This window comes from Novosphingobium sp. TCA1 (genome assembly GCF_009811895.1).
Classification (GTDB): Bacteria; Pseudomonadota; Alphaproteobacteria; order Sphingomonadales; family Sphingomonadaceae; genus Novosphingobium; species Novosphingobium panipatense_A.
Window position 1 is genome coordinate 156,818 of record NZ_BLJH01000006.1, and the last position, 15,562, is coordinate 172,379.

13 protein-coding genes are annotated in these 15,562 nt (G+C 65.4%); 7 read left to right on the forward strand and 6 right to left on the reverse strand.

What is annotated here, in order from left to right:
• The first annotated feature begins 7 nt into the window (after positions 1–7).
• From NTCA1_RS10065 to NTCA1_RS10080, 4 genes are read left to right on the forward strand one after another with little or no spacing between them, the layout of a single operon-like run.
• Positions 8–1,435, forward strand: a complete 1,428-nt coding sequence (locus NTCA1_RS10065) for an SRPBCC family protein (RefSeq protein ID WP_159830342.1) — start codon at positions 8–10, stop codon at positions 1,433–1,435.
• Positions 1,435–2,187: an SDR family NAD(P)-dependent oxidoreductase gene (locus tag NTCA1_RS10070; protein ID WP_159830344.1), complete on the forward strand. Its 753-nt coding sequence runs from the start codon at positions 1,435–1,437 to the stop codon at positions 2,185–2,187. Before NTCA1_RS10065 ends, NTCA1_RS10070 begins: the two co-directional genes overlap by 1 nt.
• Positions 2,184–3,344: a CaiB/BaiF CoA-transferase family protein gene (locus tag NTCA1_RS10075; RefSeq protein WP_159830346.1), complete on the forward strand. Its 1,161-nt coding sequence runs from the start codon at positions 2,184–2,186 to the stop codon at positions 3,342–3,344. The genes NTCA1_RS10070 and NTCA1_RS10075 overlap by 4 nt, the downstream gene beginning before the upstream one ends.
• Positions 3,331–4,539 (forward strand): CaiB/BaiF CoA-transferase family protein, encoded by a 1,209-nt coding sequence (locus NTCA1_RS10080; protein ID WP_159830348.1) that lies wholly within the window; start codon positions 3,331–3,333, stop codon positions 4,537–4,539. The genes NTCA1_RS10075 and NTCA1_RS10080 overlap by 14 nt, the downstream gene beginning before the upstream one ends.
• A gap of 61 nt (positions 4,540–4,600) precedes the next feature.
• Here the strand turns inward: NTCA1_RS10080 and NTCA1_RS10085 are convergent, their stop codons facing one another.
• Positions 4,601–6,913, reverse strand: a complete 2,313-nt coding sequence (locus NTCA1_RS10085; protein ID WP_374705172.1) for a TonB-dependent receptor — start codon at positions 6,911–6,913, stop codon at positions 4,601–4,603.
• A 252-nt stretch (positions 6,914–7,165) separates the two neighbouring features.
• Here NTCA1_RS10085 and NTCA1_RS10090 point away from each other — a divergent pair, with 252 nt between their 5' ends.
• Together NTCA1_RS10090 and NTCA1_RS10095 are read left to right on the forward strand one after the other, a co-directional pair.
• A complete protein-coding gene (locus NTCA1_RS10090) occupies positions 7,166–7,570 on the forward strand; it encodes a Zn-ribbon domain-containing OB-fold protein (protein WP_159830350.1) in 405 nt (134 codons plus the stop codon).
• Positions 7,570–8,739: a thiolase family protein gene (locus tag NTCA1_RS10095; protein ID WP_201282452.1), complete on the forward strand. Its 1,170-nt coding sequence runs from the start codon at positions 7,570–7,572 to the stop codon at positions 8,737–8,739. Before NTCA1_RS10090 ends, NTCA1_RS10095 begins: the two co-directional genes overlap by 1 nt.
• A 28-nt stretch (positions 8,740–8,767) precedes the next feature.
• On the opposite strand, the gene NTCA1_RS10100 is transcribed toward NTCA1_RS10095, so the two are convergent.
• From NTCA1_RS10100 to NTCA1_RS10110, 3 genes are all read right to left on the reverse strand, one after another.
• Entirely contained in the window at positions 8,768–9,955 is a 1,188-nt protein-coding gene (locus NTCA1_RS10100; RefSeq protein ID WP_159830352.1) for an acyltransferase, read from the reverse strand.
• 89 nt (positions 9,956–10,044) lie between these two features.
• Positions 10,045–10,533 (reverse strand): VOC family protein, encoded by a 489-nt coding sequence (locus NTCA1_RS10105; RefSeq protein ID WP_086492824.1) that lies wholly within the window; start codon positions 10,531–10,533, stop codon positions 10,045–10,047.
• A 246-nt stretch (positions 10,534–10,779) separates the two neighbouring features.
• A complete protein-coding gene (locus NTCA1_RS10110) occupies positions 10,780–11,562 on the reverse strand; it encodes an SDR family NAD(P)-dependent oxidoreductase (protein ID WP_159830354.1) in 783 nt (260 codons plus the stop codon).
• A gap of 154 nt (positions 11,563–11,716) precedes the next feature.
• Here NTCA1_RS10110 and NTCA1_RS10115 point away from each other — a divergent pair, with 154 nt between their 5' ends.
• Positions 11,717–12,967 (forward strand): CaiB/BaiF CoA-transferase family protein, encoded by a 1,251-nt coding sequence (locus NTCA1_RS10115; RefSeq protein WP_159830356.1) that lies wholly within the window; start codon positions 11,717–11,719, stop codon positions 12,965–12,967.
• A 79-nt stretch (positions 12,968–13,046) separates the two neighbouring features.
• Here the strand turns inward: NTCA1_RS10115 and NTCA1_RS10120 are convergent, their stop codons facing one another.
• Positions 13,047–14,219, reverse strand: a complete 1,173-nt coding sequence (locus NTCA1_RS10120) for a hypothetical protein (RefSeq protein WP_159830358.1) — start codon at positions 14,217–14,219, stop codon at positions 13,047–13,049.
• A 326-nt stretch (positions 14,220–14,545) separates the two neighbouring features.
• The gene (locus NTCA1_RS10125; protein WP_159830360.1) at positions 14,546–15,526 is read right to left on the reverse strand and encodes a nitronate monooxygenase family protein; all 981 of its coding nucleotides are present in this window, start codon (positions 15,524–15,526) and stop codon (positions 14,546–14,548) included.
• Positions 15,527–15,562: the final 36 nt, after the last annotated feature.

The following is a 15,562-nucleotide window of genomic DNA, read 5'->3' on the forward strand; positions in this document are numbered from 1 at the left end:
CCTCGGAATGAACGTCGCCACCGGAACGCTGCAGCCCGGCGAGGCCCGCTGCCCCGCCGAATCCACGCAGGACATCATCGCCGCAGACCGCAACGCCGCGCCCGCCTGGGCCGCCAGCGAAAGCTACCACTACCTCGGCAGCGAGGACGTTTCCAAGGAACGCTACACCGATCCCGCCTTCGCCAAAGCGGAGTTCGAGCGGATGTGGACGCGCACCTGGCAGATGGCCTGCCGAGAGGACCACATTCCCGAAGTGGGCGACTATTACGTCTACGACATTGGATCGTACTCGTTCGTCGTCACGCGTTGTGATGACGATGAGATCCGCGCCTACTTCAACGCCTGCCTCCATCGCGGCACCAAGCTCAAGCCCTCCGGCACGGCAGGCTTCGCGGCGAACCTGAAGTGCCCGTTCCATGGCTGGACCTGGAACCTCGACGGATCGCTGAAGGAAATCCCCGAAAAGTGGGACTTCGCCCATGTCGCCACGCAGAAGATGTGCCTGCCCGAAGCACGGGTGGAGCGGCTGGGCGGCTTCGTCTGGGTCAACATGGACCCCGCCGCACCCAGCCTTGAAGACTATCTCGGCGCCGAGGCCCTCGCCCATCTCAAGGCGTGGAAGCTGGAGGATCGCTATATCTACCTCCACGTCCAGAAGAGCTACCCGGCCAACTGGAAGCTGACGATGGAAGCCTTCATGGAGGCCTATCACGTCGGCGACACCCACCCGCAAGTCGCGCCCGCCAATGGCGACGTGAACTCGCAATACGATGTCTACGGCGATCACGTGGACCGCTTCATCTCCACGCTCGGCGTCGTCAGCCCAAAGTTGCGCGACAAGTACAGCGAGGCGGACATCATCGCCAACTTCACGCTGGGCGACAGTTCCTCGCTGGGCGGCAGCAAGCCCGAACTGAAGGCAGGCGAACGCGCGCGGCAAGTGATGGCGGACATGTTCCGCGACATGTTCGAGACGGCGACCAACACCGATCTCAGCCACGTTTCGGATACCGAGCTGCTCGATACTTACAGCTACACGTTCTTCCCGAACCTGTTCCTGTTCCCCGGCATTTCGCTGCCGATGATCTACCGCTTCCGCCCCGATGCGCGCGACCATCGTCGCACGATCTACGAAGTGATGTTCATGCGCCCCAAGCCCAGGGACGGCAGCGAGGTGGAGACCGCCGAAGTCGAGATATTGCAGGACCACCAGTCCTTCGCGGAGGCGCGGGGCATGGATCCCGGTTTCGGCCATATTCTCGATCAGGATACCGACAATCTCTACGCCCAGCAGGAAGGGCTGGAAGCCAGCGCCAAGCCGGGCCTGACCCTGGGCGACTATCAGGAAGTGCGCGTGCGCCACTTCGAACAGACCATCGACAAGTACATGGCGATGCCGCCCTATCATCCTGATTTTAGGGCCCTTCAGCGCTGATGACGTTTTCACTATCGGGTCGCACCGTTTTCGTGGCCGGCGCTTCCTCCGGGATCGGCGCCGGTTTCGCGCGTGCCATTCATGCGGCGAGCGGACGCGTCGTGCTGGGCGCGCGGCGCGTGGACCGCTGCGCCAAGCTGGCGGCGGAACTGGGCGAGGCACTGGCCGTCGAATTGGACGTGACGGACGAGGCTTCGGTGCGCGCCGCCTTCGATGCGGCTGAGGATCGCTTCGGCACGATCGACGGCGTGATCTGCAATGCCGGCGTGGGCACCGGGGGCCGCTCCACCGATGTGCCGGAAGACGGGCTGCGCCGCGTGCTCGATACCAACCTGCTCGGCGCGATGCTGGTCGCGCGCGAGGCCGGACGGCGGTTGATCGCGGGCGGCAGTCGCGAACATCAACGCGGGCGCGTAGTTCTGATCGGATCGATCACCGCGCTGCAGAACGGCACTGGCGATGCGATGTATGCGGCCACCAAGGCCGGGCTTGCCCACCTGGGCCGACAGCTGGCGCGCGAATGGGTGCGGCAGGGGATCAACGTCAACACCCTGCAACCCGGCTGGATCGCCACCGAGATCAACACGGACTGGTTCGCCAGCGAGCGCGGCAAGGCCGACATCGCCGCCCTCCACCGCCGCCGCCTGCTCGATGCCGAGGCGCTGACGCCTATGCTGCTCTACCTGCTTTCCGACGCCTCCGCGCAAGTGACGGGCGCGACATTCACGATCGACGACGGGCAATCGCTATGACGAGTAGTGGTGCCCTTGAGGGGTTGACCGTGATCGAGGTCGCCGAGCGGGTGAGCGGCGAATATACCGGCAAACTGCTGGCCGATCTCGGCGCCGAAGTGATCAAGGTGGAACGCCCCGGCGGCGCGCCTACGCGCGCGATGGGGCCCTTCGCGGCGGGGGAATCGACGCTGTTCGCCTACCTCAACACCAACAAGAAATCAGTCGTGCTGAACCTTGCCGATGCGGCGGATCGCAAGGTGCTGGACCGGCTGCTCGGCCGCGCCCACGCGCTGATCGACGATCACGACGCCGGGTGGTGCCGGGCGATGGGCCTGACGCCGGAAATGGTCTCCGCAGCGCGTTCCGGGCTGGTGCACACGCTGGTCACGCCGTTCGGGCAGGACGCGCCGGAAGGCTGGCAATCCGCCCGCCCGATCAACGTCATCGCCGCTGGCGGCTGGGCCTATCACAGCCCCAGCGAAACGCCTGCCGACAAGCCGCCGCTGAAAGGCGCGGGCCGGTTCCTCTCCGACTACGAAGCCGGGATCGACGCCGCGCTGGCCACCATGGCCTCGCTGCTACGCCTGCGCCGCAAGGGTCAGGGGCAGTTTGTCGATATTTCCGAAGTGGAAGTGCAATTGAACCGCATCGACTGCGTGCTCGACCGCATGCTGGCGGGCGAGGCGGAACCCAGCGACGCGCGCACTGCCTACGACATGGGCGGCCCCGGCACCTCCTTCGCCTGCCGGGACGGGCATGTTTTCCTGCTGATGACCAGCCCAGCGCACTGGAAGGGCCTCTGTGCGCTGATGGGCGATCCGGCCTGGACGCAGGACCTGCGGGAGGACTGGCTGGAGTTCGACTGCACGCCGCCCAATGTCGCCAAATTCCGCGAGCACTTCACCGGCTGGATCGCCCGGCAGGACAAGCATCCGATTACCGAGGCCGCGCAGAAGGCAGGCGTCGCCATGGTGCCAGTCCAGACTGCCGAGGACCTGCCGCGCCACGAACAGTTCGTCCATCGCGGCTTCTTCCAGCAGGCGGTGCATCCGGCGTTCGGGGAAGTCTCCTATCCCACCGCCGCCTACCGAATGAGCGCCACGCCGGTTTCGGTGAGAGCCGCAGCGCCCCGCCTCGGCGCCCATCGGGAGGACATTCCTGATGCCGCTTCCTGACCGAAAAGGCCCCCTCGCCGGCATCCGCGTCGTCGAACTCACCAAAGTCTGGGCCGGCCCCTATGCGGGCAAACTGCTCGCCCATCTCGGCGCGGAAGTGATCAAGATCGAATCCCGCTCCAACCTAGACGAGATGCGCGCCTATGGCGGCGTGGACATCGACGCCGCGCCCTATTTCCTGTCGATCAATCAGGAAATCCTCTCGGTTCAGGCCAACATGAAGACCGCCGAAGGGCTGGACCTCGTCAAGCGCATGATCGCCAAGGCTGATATCCTGATCGGAAACATCCGCCCCGGCGCGATGGAGCGGTCCGGGCTCGATTACGAAAGCCTCAAGGCGATCAAGCCGGACCTCATCCAGTGCGCGATCAAGATGTGGGGCAGCGACGGCCCGCTGGGCTATCAGACCGGCTACGCCCCCTGCTTCGCCGCGCTCTCGGGACTTACCGCGCTGGTGGGGCATGAGGGCGAGACGCCCAAGGGCATGAACATCCGCTACGGCGATTCCACCGCCGGCGCGCTAGCCGCACTCGCCTGCGTGGCCGCGCTCCACCACCGCGAGAGCACTGGCGAAGGCCAGTTCATCGACCTGTCGGCCGTAGAGGCGATGACCAGCCTCGTCGGCGACAGCCTCTTCGCCGCCAGCGTCACCGGAGACGTGCCCAAGGCCGATGGCAACTACCACCCGGAGATGGCCCCGCACGGCTTCTACCCCTGCGGCGAGAACGGCTGGACCAGTATCGCGACGGCGACCCAGGCCGAATGGCGCGCCCTCTGCGGCACACTCGAAGCGCCTGCTCTCGCCACCGATCCACGCTTTACGACGCTGGCGGACCGGCTGATCAACCGCGCCGCACTCGATGCCGAACTATCCGCACTCACCCGCCCGCACGACGCGGCAGACCTTGCCGAGAGGTTGAGGAACGCAGGCGTCCCGGCGTTCAAGGCGATGAGTTCGCTGGACCTCTGCTCGGACGGCTTCCTCTGGGGCCGAGGCGCCTTCCGAATGGTCAGCGATCACCGCAGCGGCACGCGCCCGATCATCGGCCCGTCATGGCGGATCAGCCCCGACGGTCCGCAGATCGAACGCGGCGCGCCCCTGCTGGGGGAGCACAACGGCTTCGTCTACCGCGAGCTTCTGGGCCTGTCCGAAAGCGAAATGGACAACCTGATCGCGCGCAAGGTCATCGACTGAAAGCGGATCCCAAGCACTGAGGCGGTGCGCCCCCAGAAGAAGCACACCGCCCCTGCCGTAATCAGAACTTGCCGGAGAACGAGGCCCCGATCACGCGCGGTTCGTTGAACACGGCCGCCATGTAGTTCTCGATCACGCCCTTGAGGTTCTTCTCATTGGTGATGTTGCGCGCGAAAGCGGCGATCTCGTAGCGCCCGCCCGGCGCCGAATAGCCCAGCTTCAGCCCGCCCTCGAAGTCACCCTTGGAGTAGAACTCCCTGGTCTTGTAGAGCACGAAGTTGGTGTAGCCCTGCACCATCCAGTCGGTCGCCGCGAACAGCGCGCCGCCGTTGCCCAGCGGCACGTCGTAGCGCGCGGTGATGTTGGCGGTGTACTTGGGCGCATTGGGCAGCGGATTGCCGTCGATCTGCGCGAAAGTGCCGCGCGCATTGGTGATCGTCGGATCGTCGACCGTGCAGACCACGACGCCGTTGAGCGCGCAGACCTGGGCATAGACGTTCTTGTCCTTGATCTCGCTATGCAGCAGGCTGAGCCCCGCCGTCAGCGTGAGGTTCGGCACCGGCCGCGCTTCCAGCTCCGCTTCCATGCCATAGGCCTCGGCCTTGTCCGCATTGAACAGCACGCCATTGCCGTCGCTATCGTTGCCGTTGAGCTGGATGTCCTTCACACGATAGGCAAAGCCGGACAGGTTGAAGCGGACCTTGTTGTCGAACAGCTGGGTCTTGATCCCGGCCTCGCCCGAGAGGATCGTTTCCGAATCCGCCGTGGTGAAGTCCGAATTGAACACCGCCGAGCGGCCCTGGATGGTCGGCCCGCGGAAACCGCGCGCGACGCGGGCATAGACGTTGACGTCGGGGTTCACTTCATAGTTCACGCTGACGTCCCAGCTCGGCTCCTCGCCCGAGAGGCGCACATAGCGGCGCCCGCGATAGGTCGAGACACCGGCTGCGCTGTCGGCGGTCTTGAGCAGGCGGGTCTTCTTGGTGTCCTTGGTATAGCGGCCACCAGCCGTGACGGTCAGGCCCGGCACCAGTTCGTAGCTCGCCTGCCCGAACAGGGCCCAGCTGGTGTTCTGGTTGCGCAGTCGCACCCAGTTGTTGGGATTGTTGGCGGGCGGCGTCAGGAAATAGGCGCGCTGGTAGAATTCGGTGATGTCGCGCTGGTCGAACCACATGCCGCCGACCTGCCATTTGAAGCGGGTGTCGCCATTGCTGGACAGGCGCAGTTCCTGGCTCAGCTGGTCGAGATCGCGCACATTGCCCTGCGACTGGCCATAGCCGTTGGGAACGCCGTTGACCGGATAGTCAGCCGCCGCGCCGCCGTCGGTATCGCCGCGGCTATAGCCCGAGGTCGTCTCCCAGGCGCTGATCGAGGTCAGGGTGACCGGGCCGAAATCCATGGCGATGCGGCTGGAGGCACCGTAGGTGTCGTAGCCCTGCGGGTTGTCGTGCGCCTCGTCGAGGGCGATCTTGTCGCGCGGTTCGCCGCTGACGTCGTTCGAACCCTTGGTGAAGGCGCCGCGATGGAAGATCGTGGACGTGCCGTCGTACTTGCGGGCGTGGAAGCTGGTCAGCATCGAGAAGCCCGATCCGGTCGGCGCCAGCAGCAGCTGGATGCGCGCGTCGCGTTCCTCGAAGCCGCCCATCGCGTTCTTCTTCGGCGAGACGGTGCCGTCGGCGCTGGGGCCGCTGTAGGTATTGTCGATCCAGTCGTCACGGCGCTGGTAGAGGCCCGAGACGCGCACCGCCAGCACGTCCTGAATGATCGGGCCGCCCACGCCCGCGTCAACGTTGACCGAGTTGTATTCGCCGTAGCTGGCACTGGCGCGGCCGGTCCAGCGGTCGGTCGTGGGCTTGATCGTGTCGATCTTGATGATACCGGCCGTGGTGTTGCGGCCGAACAGCGAGCCCTGCGGACCGCGCAGCACTTCCACCTGGTCGAGATCGTAGACCGGGTTGGACTTCAGCACGACATGCTCCAGCACGACATCGTCCTGGATGATCGAGACCGGCTGCGAGGCGCCTAGGTAGAAGTCGATATTGCCGAGGCCGCGAATGTAGAAGCGCGGGAAGATGCGGCCGGTGGTCGTCTCGGCATAAAGGCCGGGCACGCGCCCGGAAAGCGAGAGGATGTCGTCGCCCGCCGCCTGGAAGCTGCGAAGCTGGTCACCGCCGACCACGCCGACCGAGATCGGCACCTGCTGGAGGTTCTCGGTACGCCGTTCCGCCGTGACCACGATGTCGCCCAGACCTTCGCCGGTGGCCCCTGCATCAGAAGAAGAAGCGTCCTGTGCAAAGGCCTGTGCCGAAATACAGAGGGCACCCAGGCCGCAGGTCAGATGCAGAGCCGTCCTGGCAATGACTTTGGTGATCACGTCGCATTCCCTATCGTTCAACAATTCAGGCGGCGCGAATAGTTACGGTCGATGACAGTCCTGTTACCGAATTTTGCTGGTAACGAGGTAGACACCGCTATCCGGTGCTCCGTCAACTTGGGCGACGACACTTTTGGGAAGCATTGCGACATTTGCGCAACGCCCGCGCCCCTGCGATCAATCCCCTCCCTGCCTTGACCGCGCCGCATGGCTGCCGAACTGTCCCGAGCATTACAGGGAGAGATATCCGCGATGAATCCACCCAGGCCCAAACCCAGGCTGGACCAGGAAAACACCGCCTTCTGGACCGGAGGCCGTGAAGGCCTGCTCAAGATCGTGAAATGCGGCGACTGCGGCGAATTCACCCATCCTCCGCGCCTGCTGTGCCGCCATTGCCAGTCGGAAAACGTTGCGGCGCAGGCGGTGCCCGGCACCGGAACGATCGACAGCTTCACGGTAAACCACCAGCCCTGGGCCAAGGGCCTGGAAGTGCCCTATGTGATCGCCCGCGTGAAGCTGGACGGCGCCCCCGGCGTCTATCTCACCACCAATATCGTCAACTGCCCGGTCGAAGCGGTGGACTTCGACGACAGGGTTCGGGTCACCTTCGAGGAACAGGACGGCCTGTTCTATCCCCTCTTCGAGAAAGCGGACTGATGGCCGACAGGGAAGCCTACATTACCGGCGTCGGCCAATCCGAAGTCGGCGTGCGCCTGCCGCGACACCCCCTTTTGCTGACGGTCGATGCCGTGCGCGAGGCGCTGGACGATGCCGGGCTCACGCTTGGCCAGATCGACGGCGTCTTCACTTATCCCGGCAAGATGAACGGCTATACCGCCTTCTCGCCCGTCGCCAGCGAAGACCTGATCGAAGTGCTCGGCATCAAGTCGAAATGGCACATGGGCGCCATGGAGCAGCCCGCCCAGCTTTCCGCCATCGGCGTGGCCGCCATGGCGGTGAAGCAGGGCCTGTGCCGTCACGTCATCTGCTTCCGCACGGTCTACGAAGCGGGCGGCATGGCCGATCCTGCCCAGTACATGTCCGGGGCGAAGCAGGACAGCGTGAGCGGGTCCTCGCAATGGACCAGTCCGTTCTGGGCCACCTCGGCAGCCTGCTGGACGGCGCAATATGCCGCGAAGCACATGCACAAGTATGGCCTCACGCGCGAACAGCTGGCGCAGATCGCCATCAACGCCTCGCGCAACGCCATGGCCAACCCGCGCGCCCGCGCGATCACCAAGGAAGAACTCACGCTCGAAAAGTACATGTCCGCGCGCATGATCTCGACACCGCTGTGCCTCTACGATTGCGACCGCTTTTCCGATGCCTCCACCGTCGTGATCGTCTCGGCGGGGGACGCGCTCGACGAAGTCTCCGCCAGCCCGATCCGCATCGCCGCCATGTCCGGTTCGGTCGATCGCTATTCCTGGGACCAGGTGGAGGAATTCGCCGCCTACGAAACCGGCGCCGATCTCTGGAAACGCACGGACTACACCCCGGCCGACGTCGATACCGCGCAGTTCTATGACGGCTTCGCGTTCCTGCCGGTCACCTGGCTCGAAGGGCTGGGGTTCTGCGGCAAGGGCGAAGGCGGGCGCTTCATCGAGGGAGGGACCCGGATCGCGCGTGGCGGCGAACTGCCGCTCAACACGTTCGGCGGCCAACTCGGCGCGGGGCGTCTCCACGGCTTCGGCTTCGCGCACGAGGCGGTCACCCAGCTGCGCGGCAAGGCCGGAGAGCGGCAGATTGCGGGAGACCCCAGGGTCGCCGTGGCGACGTCCGGCGGCGGCCCGATGGCGGCGGCCCTGCTGCTGGCGCGAGACTGACGGGAGCGGGGGTTCCCCGCGCTCCCGTTCAGCCTGCGGAAGCGAGCGCCGGCTTCTGTTCGGACGACTTGCGGGCGCGATGCCGCTTGAGCCCGATCAGCGGGCGCAGCGGGCCGATTTCGCGGCCCAGAAGATAGAACAGCCAGGACCCGCCCGCCACGGCGGCGCAAAGCGTGAGGAATTCCGCGAGGGCGCCCAGCCCCATGTCGCGGATGCCGTAGCTGACGAAGACCATGACCGTCTGATGGGCGATGTAGATCGGGAACACCGCCTCCACCAGGGTCGTGCGCCAGCGGTGGTCGAAGTTCCAGAAGCGGTCGGCAATGCCGAACAGCGCGATCACGGTGCCCCAGCACTGCACCGACTTGGCGAAGGACAGCGGCTGCACCCAGGCGGCAGGCGTCGGAACATTGCCGGGATAGAGCAGCGTGTCGCCGATCACCCAGGCATAGCCGAGCACGCCCAGCAGCAGCGCAAGCTTCCACTGCCGCGCGATCGCCGCACGCATCGGCTCCGAGCCGCGCAGGAGGAAGCCGAACAGGAACATCGCGAAATAGTGCAGATGGGCGCCGCGATCCTGAAGGAAATTGTGCATGTCCGTCCAGCCGTAAGGCAGGAGGCGGATCAGGAAGATCGCCGCGATGCCCAGCGGCAGCAGCGCCGGTCCCGAAAGCAGCCGCTCGGCCCCGCTACGCAGCGCCGCGCGCCAGGCGGCGGGCAGCAGCATCAGACCCGCGCAGAGCACCAGGGTGTAGACCAGTAGGTAGATCACGAACCACATGTGCATGGTGGCCGGGAGGACCTCGTAGCCTACCTTGTGGAAGCGGAAGGCATCGTGAAGCAGGAAGTAACCATAGCCATGCTCATAACCGCTGTTGACCAGCCCCATGTAGGGCTGCGGCGGCACGACCACCGTAAGTCCGAAAAGCAGAGGGATTCCAAGGCGCAGGATGCGACTCTTGAGGAAAGCCCGATTGTTGCCGTCCTTCTTCAGCAGGGCCGCGCTGGCATAGCCGGAAATCGCGAAAAGCAGCGCAAGCCGCCAGGCGCTGAGGCCCAGCAGAGGGATCTCCGCCCAGCTCACCACGCCGCGCGTAGGGGTCTGGTAGCCCCAGGGCGTGAATGAAAAACCGACATGGTAGAAGATCAGCAGAACGAAGGCGCCGACGCGCAGCCAATCCATTCCATAGTGGCGTTGCGACGGGGCGGGCTTCATCGTTCTCCGGTGGGGTGGGCGGGTCCGCCAGCTGCGGAAGCACGGCCCACTTAGGGATTTGGCGGCTTTTCTGCAATGACGGGGTTGTATCAGGTCGTCGCAGGGCCACGCGGCGGGCCAAGATCCTCCAGCGTAAAGCCATTGCCAGGCATGCATTGCTGAACTTCGATGACATTGCCCTCGGGGTCGTACCCGTAGAGCGTCCGCACATGGCCGACATCCACGAAACGGCGATCGCGGAAGGTCATGCCGCAGGCCTCGAGGTGCGGGATATCCGCTGCGATATCCGTCACGTCTATGCACAAGTGCGTATAGCCGCGATCGTTCGGCCGCAGTGGACTATCGCGATCAGGCGGCGGCGCGGAATACTCGAAAAGTTCGAGGTAGCACTGTCCCGCCCGCAGCATCACGCCTTTCGCCGCCGAACCGGAAAGGTCCACGATCAGGTCCATCACCGGCTCGTCGCGCCAGGCGAAGCCCTCGTCCACCGGCTCGAAGCCCAGCGCGTCCCTGTAGAAACGAGTCATGCGATCGAGGTCCCGGCAGTTGACGCCGATATGATGGATCCCCCTGATCATCGCTCCCTCCCGCCTGGCGCGGGGTTCCTGCCCCGCCGTGTTGCGGCGACATTAGAGTGCCTCGGCAGGCGCCGACAATCCTTGCGACTTGACCAGGGCGGCAATGGTCCTCGGCCTTGGTTATTAGAGCTTTTACCCTAAGCACTTATACCGATTGCAAGCTCCCGGAAGGGAGCGGCGCTCTATGCGGCGAAGCGCCATGGCGGCACCCGGCTCTGCATCGCCGCTAGCGCCGCCGCCTGATCCTCACGTATTTTCGGGTTCCACCCAGGTCGTGCGCGTCACGCGCGGGCTGAGGTACTTGGTGGCCGTCCAGCCGCCGTCGACCACGATCGACTGTCCGTTGATCATCTCGCTGCCCGGCAGGCAGAGGAACGCGATCACGCTGGCGATATCCTCGGGCTGGGCGAGACGCGGATAGGGCGTGGTTTCCACGTTGGCGCGCTTGAAGCCTTCATCCTCGAAACGGTGGCGCACCATGTCGGTCATCGTCACGCCCGGCGCCACGCAGTTCGAACGGATGCCGCGCGGGCCATACTCGCAGGCCATGTGCTCGGTCAGCGACTTGAGGCCGCCCTTGGCCGCAGAGTAGGCGCCCCCGCGCCGCCCGCCGATATGGGCGAAAGTGCTGGTGACGTTGACCACGCTGGCCCCTTGCGAAAGGTGCGGGATCACGTCGCGGCAGAGGCGGAACGGCGCGACCAGCATGATGTCGAGGAAGTCGTCCAGCGTCTCGTCGTCGGTCTCGTCCAGCGGCTTGGGGCTGCCGACGCCGGCATTGTTCACCAGCGCGTCGATCCGGCCAAAGCGCTCCAGCATCGCCTTCACGATCGCGCCGGGTGCGGCGGGGTCGGTCAGGTCGGCGCTGATCGCCAACACATGGTCGGGATTGCCGATCTCGGCCTCCAGCGTGGCCAGCTTGTCCTTGCTGCGGCCAACGCCGACGATGGCGAAACCTTCGGCATGAAGGATCTTCGCGGTCTCCAGCCCGATGCCGCTGCCCGCGCCGGTGATGATCGCCGTCTTCATCGCATACCTCTCGTGATCGTCTTTCCCCTTCGGCTAGGCGCTTTCGGCGCGGCGGATAAGCCTGACCACGGCGGCAACGATGCTTGATCGCTTCTGCGATAAGCGCGGCCGCCCACCTTGGCCGCCTTCGAGGGCAGGTCTAGCTTTTCCCATCATGAGCACGAACCAGAACGATAAAGCCGCATTGGCCGGCATCCGCGTCATCGACATGAGCCGCGTCTTCGCCGCCCCCGTAGGCGCGCAGATCCTTGGCGACCTTGGCGCGGACGTCATCAAGATCGAGCGCCCCGGCGTGGGCGACGACGGGCGCGGCTACGGCTTCTCGTGGGTGCCCGGCAAGGACGGGATCGAGACCCGCCATTCCAGCTTCTTCACCGTTTCCAACCGCAACAAGCGCTCCATCACGCTCAACCATTCCAGGCCGGAGGGTCAGCAGGTCCTCAAGGAACTGGTGAAGACGGCGGACGTGCTGATCGAGAACTACAAAGTGGGCGATCTGGCCCGCTTCGGCCTCGATTACGAGAGCCTCAGGGCCATCAACCCGCGCCTGATCTACTGCTCGGTCACCGGCTTCGGCCAGACCGGCCCGATGGCGGCGCGCCCGGGCTATGACGGGCTGTTTCAGGCAACCGGCGGCATGATGGCCGTGACCGGCATTCCCGAGGGCCTGCCCGGCAATGGTCCGCTGAAGACCGGCCCCAGCCTGGTCGACTTCGTGACCGGCCACAACACCGCCCTCGCCATCCTGGGCGCGCTGCAATACCGCAATCGGACCGGAGAGGGGCAGTTCATCGACATCGCCCTGCTCGACAGTTCGGTGGCGATGGTCAGCCACATCATGCAGGACTACCTGATCAGCGGGCAGGCCCCTCCCCGCCTCGGCAACGGCGGCAACGGCGGCGGCCCGGCAGACCTGATGCGCTGCGCGGACGGCATAATCTACCTCACCGCAGGCACCGACGAACACTATCGCCGCCTGACCGTGCTGATGGAACGGCCAGAACTCTTCACCGACCCGCGCTTCGACAGCAACCTCAAGCGCGGCAAGACCAACCGCGCCGAACTGATGGACATCATAAACCGCTGGAGCGAGGGCTTCACCGTCACGCAGATGCAGGACATGCTGGACGGCGTCGGCATTCCCGCCGCGCGCTACAACGAACTGGCGGACGTGTGGGAGGATGAGCAGGTCAAGCACCGCGAGCTGCGGGCCACCACGCCCCACGCCTGGGCGGAGAGCGGCTCGGTGGACCTGATCGCCAGCCCGCTCGCCAGGATGTCCGCCAGCCCGGCGACCATCCGCATGGCCCCGCCGATGCTGGGCGAGCACACCGCCGAAGTGCTGGCCGAGATCGGGATCGACGAGGCCGGACTGGCGGAATTGCGCGAAGCCGGGGCCGTATAAGTCCCGCTAGCCCAAAGCTCGGCCCAACTGCGCATCGTCGGCCGCGCGAAGCGGCGATGATCGGGGCGACGCCTTTCCATCAAATCAACAGGTTCTTCAGGGTTTCCAGCACCACATCGAACGGCATCGTCAGGAACAGTGCCGCCACGAACGGCAGCAGGGTCGCCGTCACGAGCATGACCAGGCTGCGCGTATCCACGGGAATGAAGCGCATGGTCTGGACACTGCCCACAACGGCAAACAAGTCCGCCGCCGCCGAGAAATCGGGCGCTTCGAGTATCGGCGGCCGTCCATCGCCCCGCCCATCGCCCCGCCCATCACCGCGATCGATCCACGCCGCCTCCAGCCGCATGCCCAGCTGCGTCGCCAGCGCGCCATAGGCCATCGAACCCCGGCGCCAGGTCTGCATCATGCGATCCGAAAAGGCGCAAAGCGGGGCGACGCACAGCAGGACGACGACAGCCACGGTCCCCCCGGCAAGCACGCCATCGGTGAAGGTGCTCGACGTTCCGGCCAGATGATTGTGCCCCAGCCGCCCCGCCGAAATCGCGCCCAGCGCCATGGCGAACGTCGAAAAGGCGCGGAGCGACTGGCCCAGAAATCCAAGCCCGCCGCACTGGTCGGGATGCGACGCGATCAAATCGAGATCCAGCCTGGAAATACGTATCAGCAGCCGTGCCCAGACGGCGATGCGCCAGAGCCAGCCGAACCACAGCGTCAACAGCAAGGGCAGACTGATCGCGAATTGCCAGAGCCCCGCCATCGAAAGGGCGTTCGCCCCGGAATTGCGCGTCCATGCCGCCATTTCCTCGGAAATCGAAAGGCCGCTCAGCGTCGCTGCTGCCGACGCGACTGCCAGCACGACGGCCACCACTTCGGCCGCGCGGGACTGGAGCAGCCTGCGACTTACGGCAATCTGTTCGGCCAGGATCTGCCGCCCCGCCGCATCCAGCAGGCCTGCCCGCGCGAAATTGCCGACGATCACCCCCAGACGCCTGCCGCAGGAGGAATAGGCGACCACCAGCAGCGGCGTCGCCACGGCATAGCGCGCATGGACGGCAATATCGCGAACGAGGTCCTGCATCTGCTCCGGCGCGCGCAAGGCCGTCAGCACGAAGAGCGGCAGCCACCCGGCCGCAAGCACCAGCAGAACGCGGGGCATCGGCTTGACGAAAGGCGGGCGACTGGCGCGAACGAAGCGGGCCAGTCGTCTGGGTGGCCCCAGCCGGAACAGTTCTTCGAGATCGTGCATGGAAGACCTTGCCGCTGGCGCATCGAATGCGGGGAGCCTGCGACTATCCAGATCCCGCCCTCCGCCCGAAATCGGGAGAAACCCGCAGGTGCCTCTGGTGCCGACCTTAGCGGTTGCACGAAGGCAGGCCGCGTTTTCCTACATCCCGCCCATCCGCTATACTGAGCCCGATGCTGTTACGGCCTCCTCGTTGCAACCACAAACGCCGCCGCTACACTCGGCGCAAAGTGACACTTTCCGCACAAGGTGACAGTTTTCCTCTGGACCGTGTCAACTGTGTCAAGCGAACTGTCACCTTGTGTCTGAGATCAGCACCCTGCCTCCCCTCAGGCCAGCATCGCGCCCAACCGGCCTTTCACGATCTCTTCCGCATCAGCGACGATCCGCTCGATCAGTTCCTTGCAAGTGGGCAGGTCGTGGATCAGGCCCTGCACCATGCCGGCCCAGAAGATGCCCCTGGTCAGATCGCCCGACTGGAGCAGTTCCCGGCCCACGGCACCGGCAACAAGGTGCTTGATGTCGTCGAAAGTCGAATCGGGGCGGGCGGAGATCTCCACCACTTCGTCAGACACCCCGTTCTTGCCGACGCGGGCAGTGTTCTTGAACTTGCGGAAGATCAGGTTGGTGCCGCGTTCGTCGTTCTCGATGTACCTGGCCTTCACGTTGTCGTGGATCGGCGCTTCCTTCGTGGCACAGAAGCGGGTGCCCATGTTGATGCCCTCCGCGCCCAGCGCCAGCGCGGCGGCAAGGCCGCGTCCGTCGCCGAAGCCGCCGCTCGCCAGCATCGGGATCTTCACTTTGTCCGCCGCCGTGGGGATCAGGATCAGGCCGGGAATATCGTCCTCGCCCGGATGCCCGGCACATTCGAAACCGTCGATGGAGATGATGTCGCAGCCATGCTTCTCCGCCGAAAGCGCGTGGCGGACGGCCGTGCATTTATGGACCACGGTGATGCCGTGCGGCTTCACCATTTCCCAGATCTCGCGCACCTGCTGGGTGCCGGCGGTCTCGATGATCTTCACGCCGCCGTCGATGGCGGCCCGCGCATAGGCCTTGTAGTCGGGCGGCAACAGCGTGGGGAACACGGTGATGTTCACGGCGAAGGGCTTGTCGGTCATCGACCGGCAGCGCTCGATTTCCTCGCGCAGCGCCTCCGGGCTGGGCTGGGTGAGCGCGGTCAGCGTGCCGAGCCCGCCCGCGTTGGACACGGCGCTGGCCAGTTCGGCCAGGCCCACGCCCTGCATGCCGCCCTGCACGATCGGATGTTCGATGCCGAGCATCTCGGTGACGCGGGTCTTGAACGCCATTGCCTGTACACTCCCCAAAAGCCTCTTTCCGGCGGT

What these genes read in the sequence shown, in the direction of transcription:
- NTCA1_RS10065 (WP_159830342.1), top strand. Translation starts at nt 8, where the DNA reads ATGAACGTCGCCACCGGAACGCTGCAGCCCGGCGAGGCCCGCTGCCCC.
- NTCA1_RS10070 (WP_159830344.1), top strand. Translation starts at nt 1,435, where the DNA reads ATGACGTTTTCACTATCGGGTCGCACCGTTTTCGTGGCCGGCGCTTCC.
- NTCA1_RS10075 (WP_159830346.1), top strand. Translation starts at nt 2,184, where the DNA reads ATGACGAGTAGTGGTGCCCTTGAGGGGTTGACCGTGATCGAGGTCGCC.
- NTCA1_RS10080 (WP_159830348.1), top strand. Translation starts at nt 3,331, where the DNA reads ATGCCGCTTCCTGACCGAAAAGGCCCCCTCGCCGGCATCCGCGTCGTC.
- NTCA1_RS10090 (WP_159830350.1), top strand. Translation starts at nt 7,166, where the DNA reads ATGAATCCACCCAGGCCCAAACCCAGGCTGGACCAGGAAAACACCGCC.
- NTCA1_RS10095 (WP_201282452.1), top strand. Translation starts at nt 7,570, where the DNA reads ATGGCCGACAGGGAAGCCTACATTACCGGCGTCGGCCAATCCGAAGTC.
- NTCA1_RS10100 (WP_159830352.1), bottom strand. Translation starts at nt 9,955, where the DNA reads ATGAAGCCCGCCCCGTCGCAACGCCACTATGGAATGGATTGGCTGCGC.
- NTCA1_RS10105 (WP_086492824.1), bottom strand. Translation starts at nt 10,533, where the DNA reads ATGATCAGGGGGATCCATCATATCGGCGTCAACTGCCGGGACCTCGAT.
- NTCA1_RS10110 (WP_159830354.1), bottom strand. Translation starts at nt 11,562, where the DNA reads ATGAAGACGGCGATCATCACCGGCGCGGGCAGCGGCATCGGGCTGGAG.
- NTCA1_RS10115 (WP_159830356.1), top strand. Translation starts at nt 11,717, where the DNA reads ATGAGCACGAACCAGAACGATAAAGCCGCATTGGCCGGCATCCGCGTC.
- NTCA1_RS10120 (WP_159830358.1), bottom strand. Translation starts at nt 14,219, where the DNA reads ATGCACGATCTCGAAGAACTGTTCCGGCTGGGGCCACCCAGACGACTG.
- NTCA1_RS10125 (WP_159830360.1), bottom strand. Translation starts at nt 15,526, where the DNA reads ATGGCGTTCAAGACCCGCGTCACCGAGATGCTCGGCATCGAACATCCG.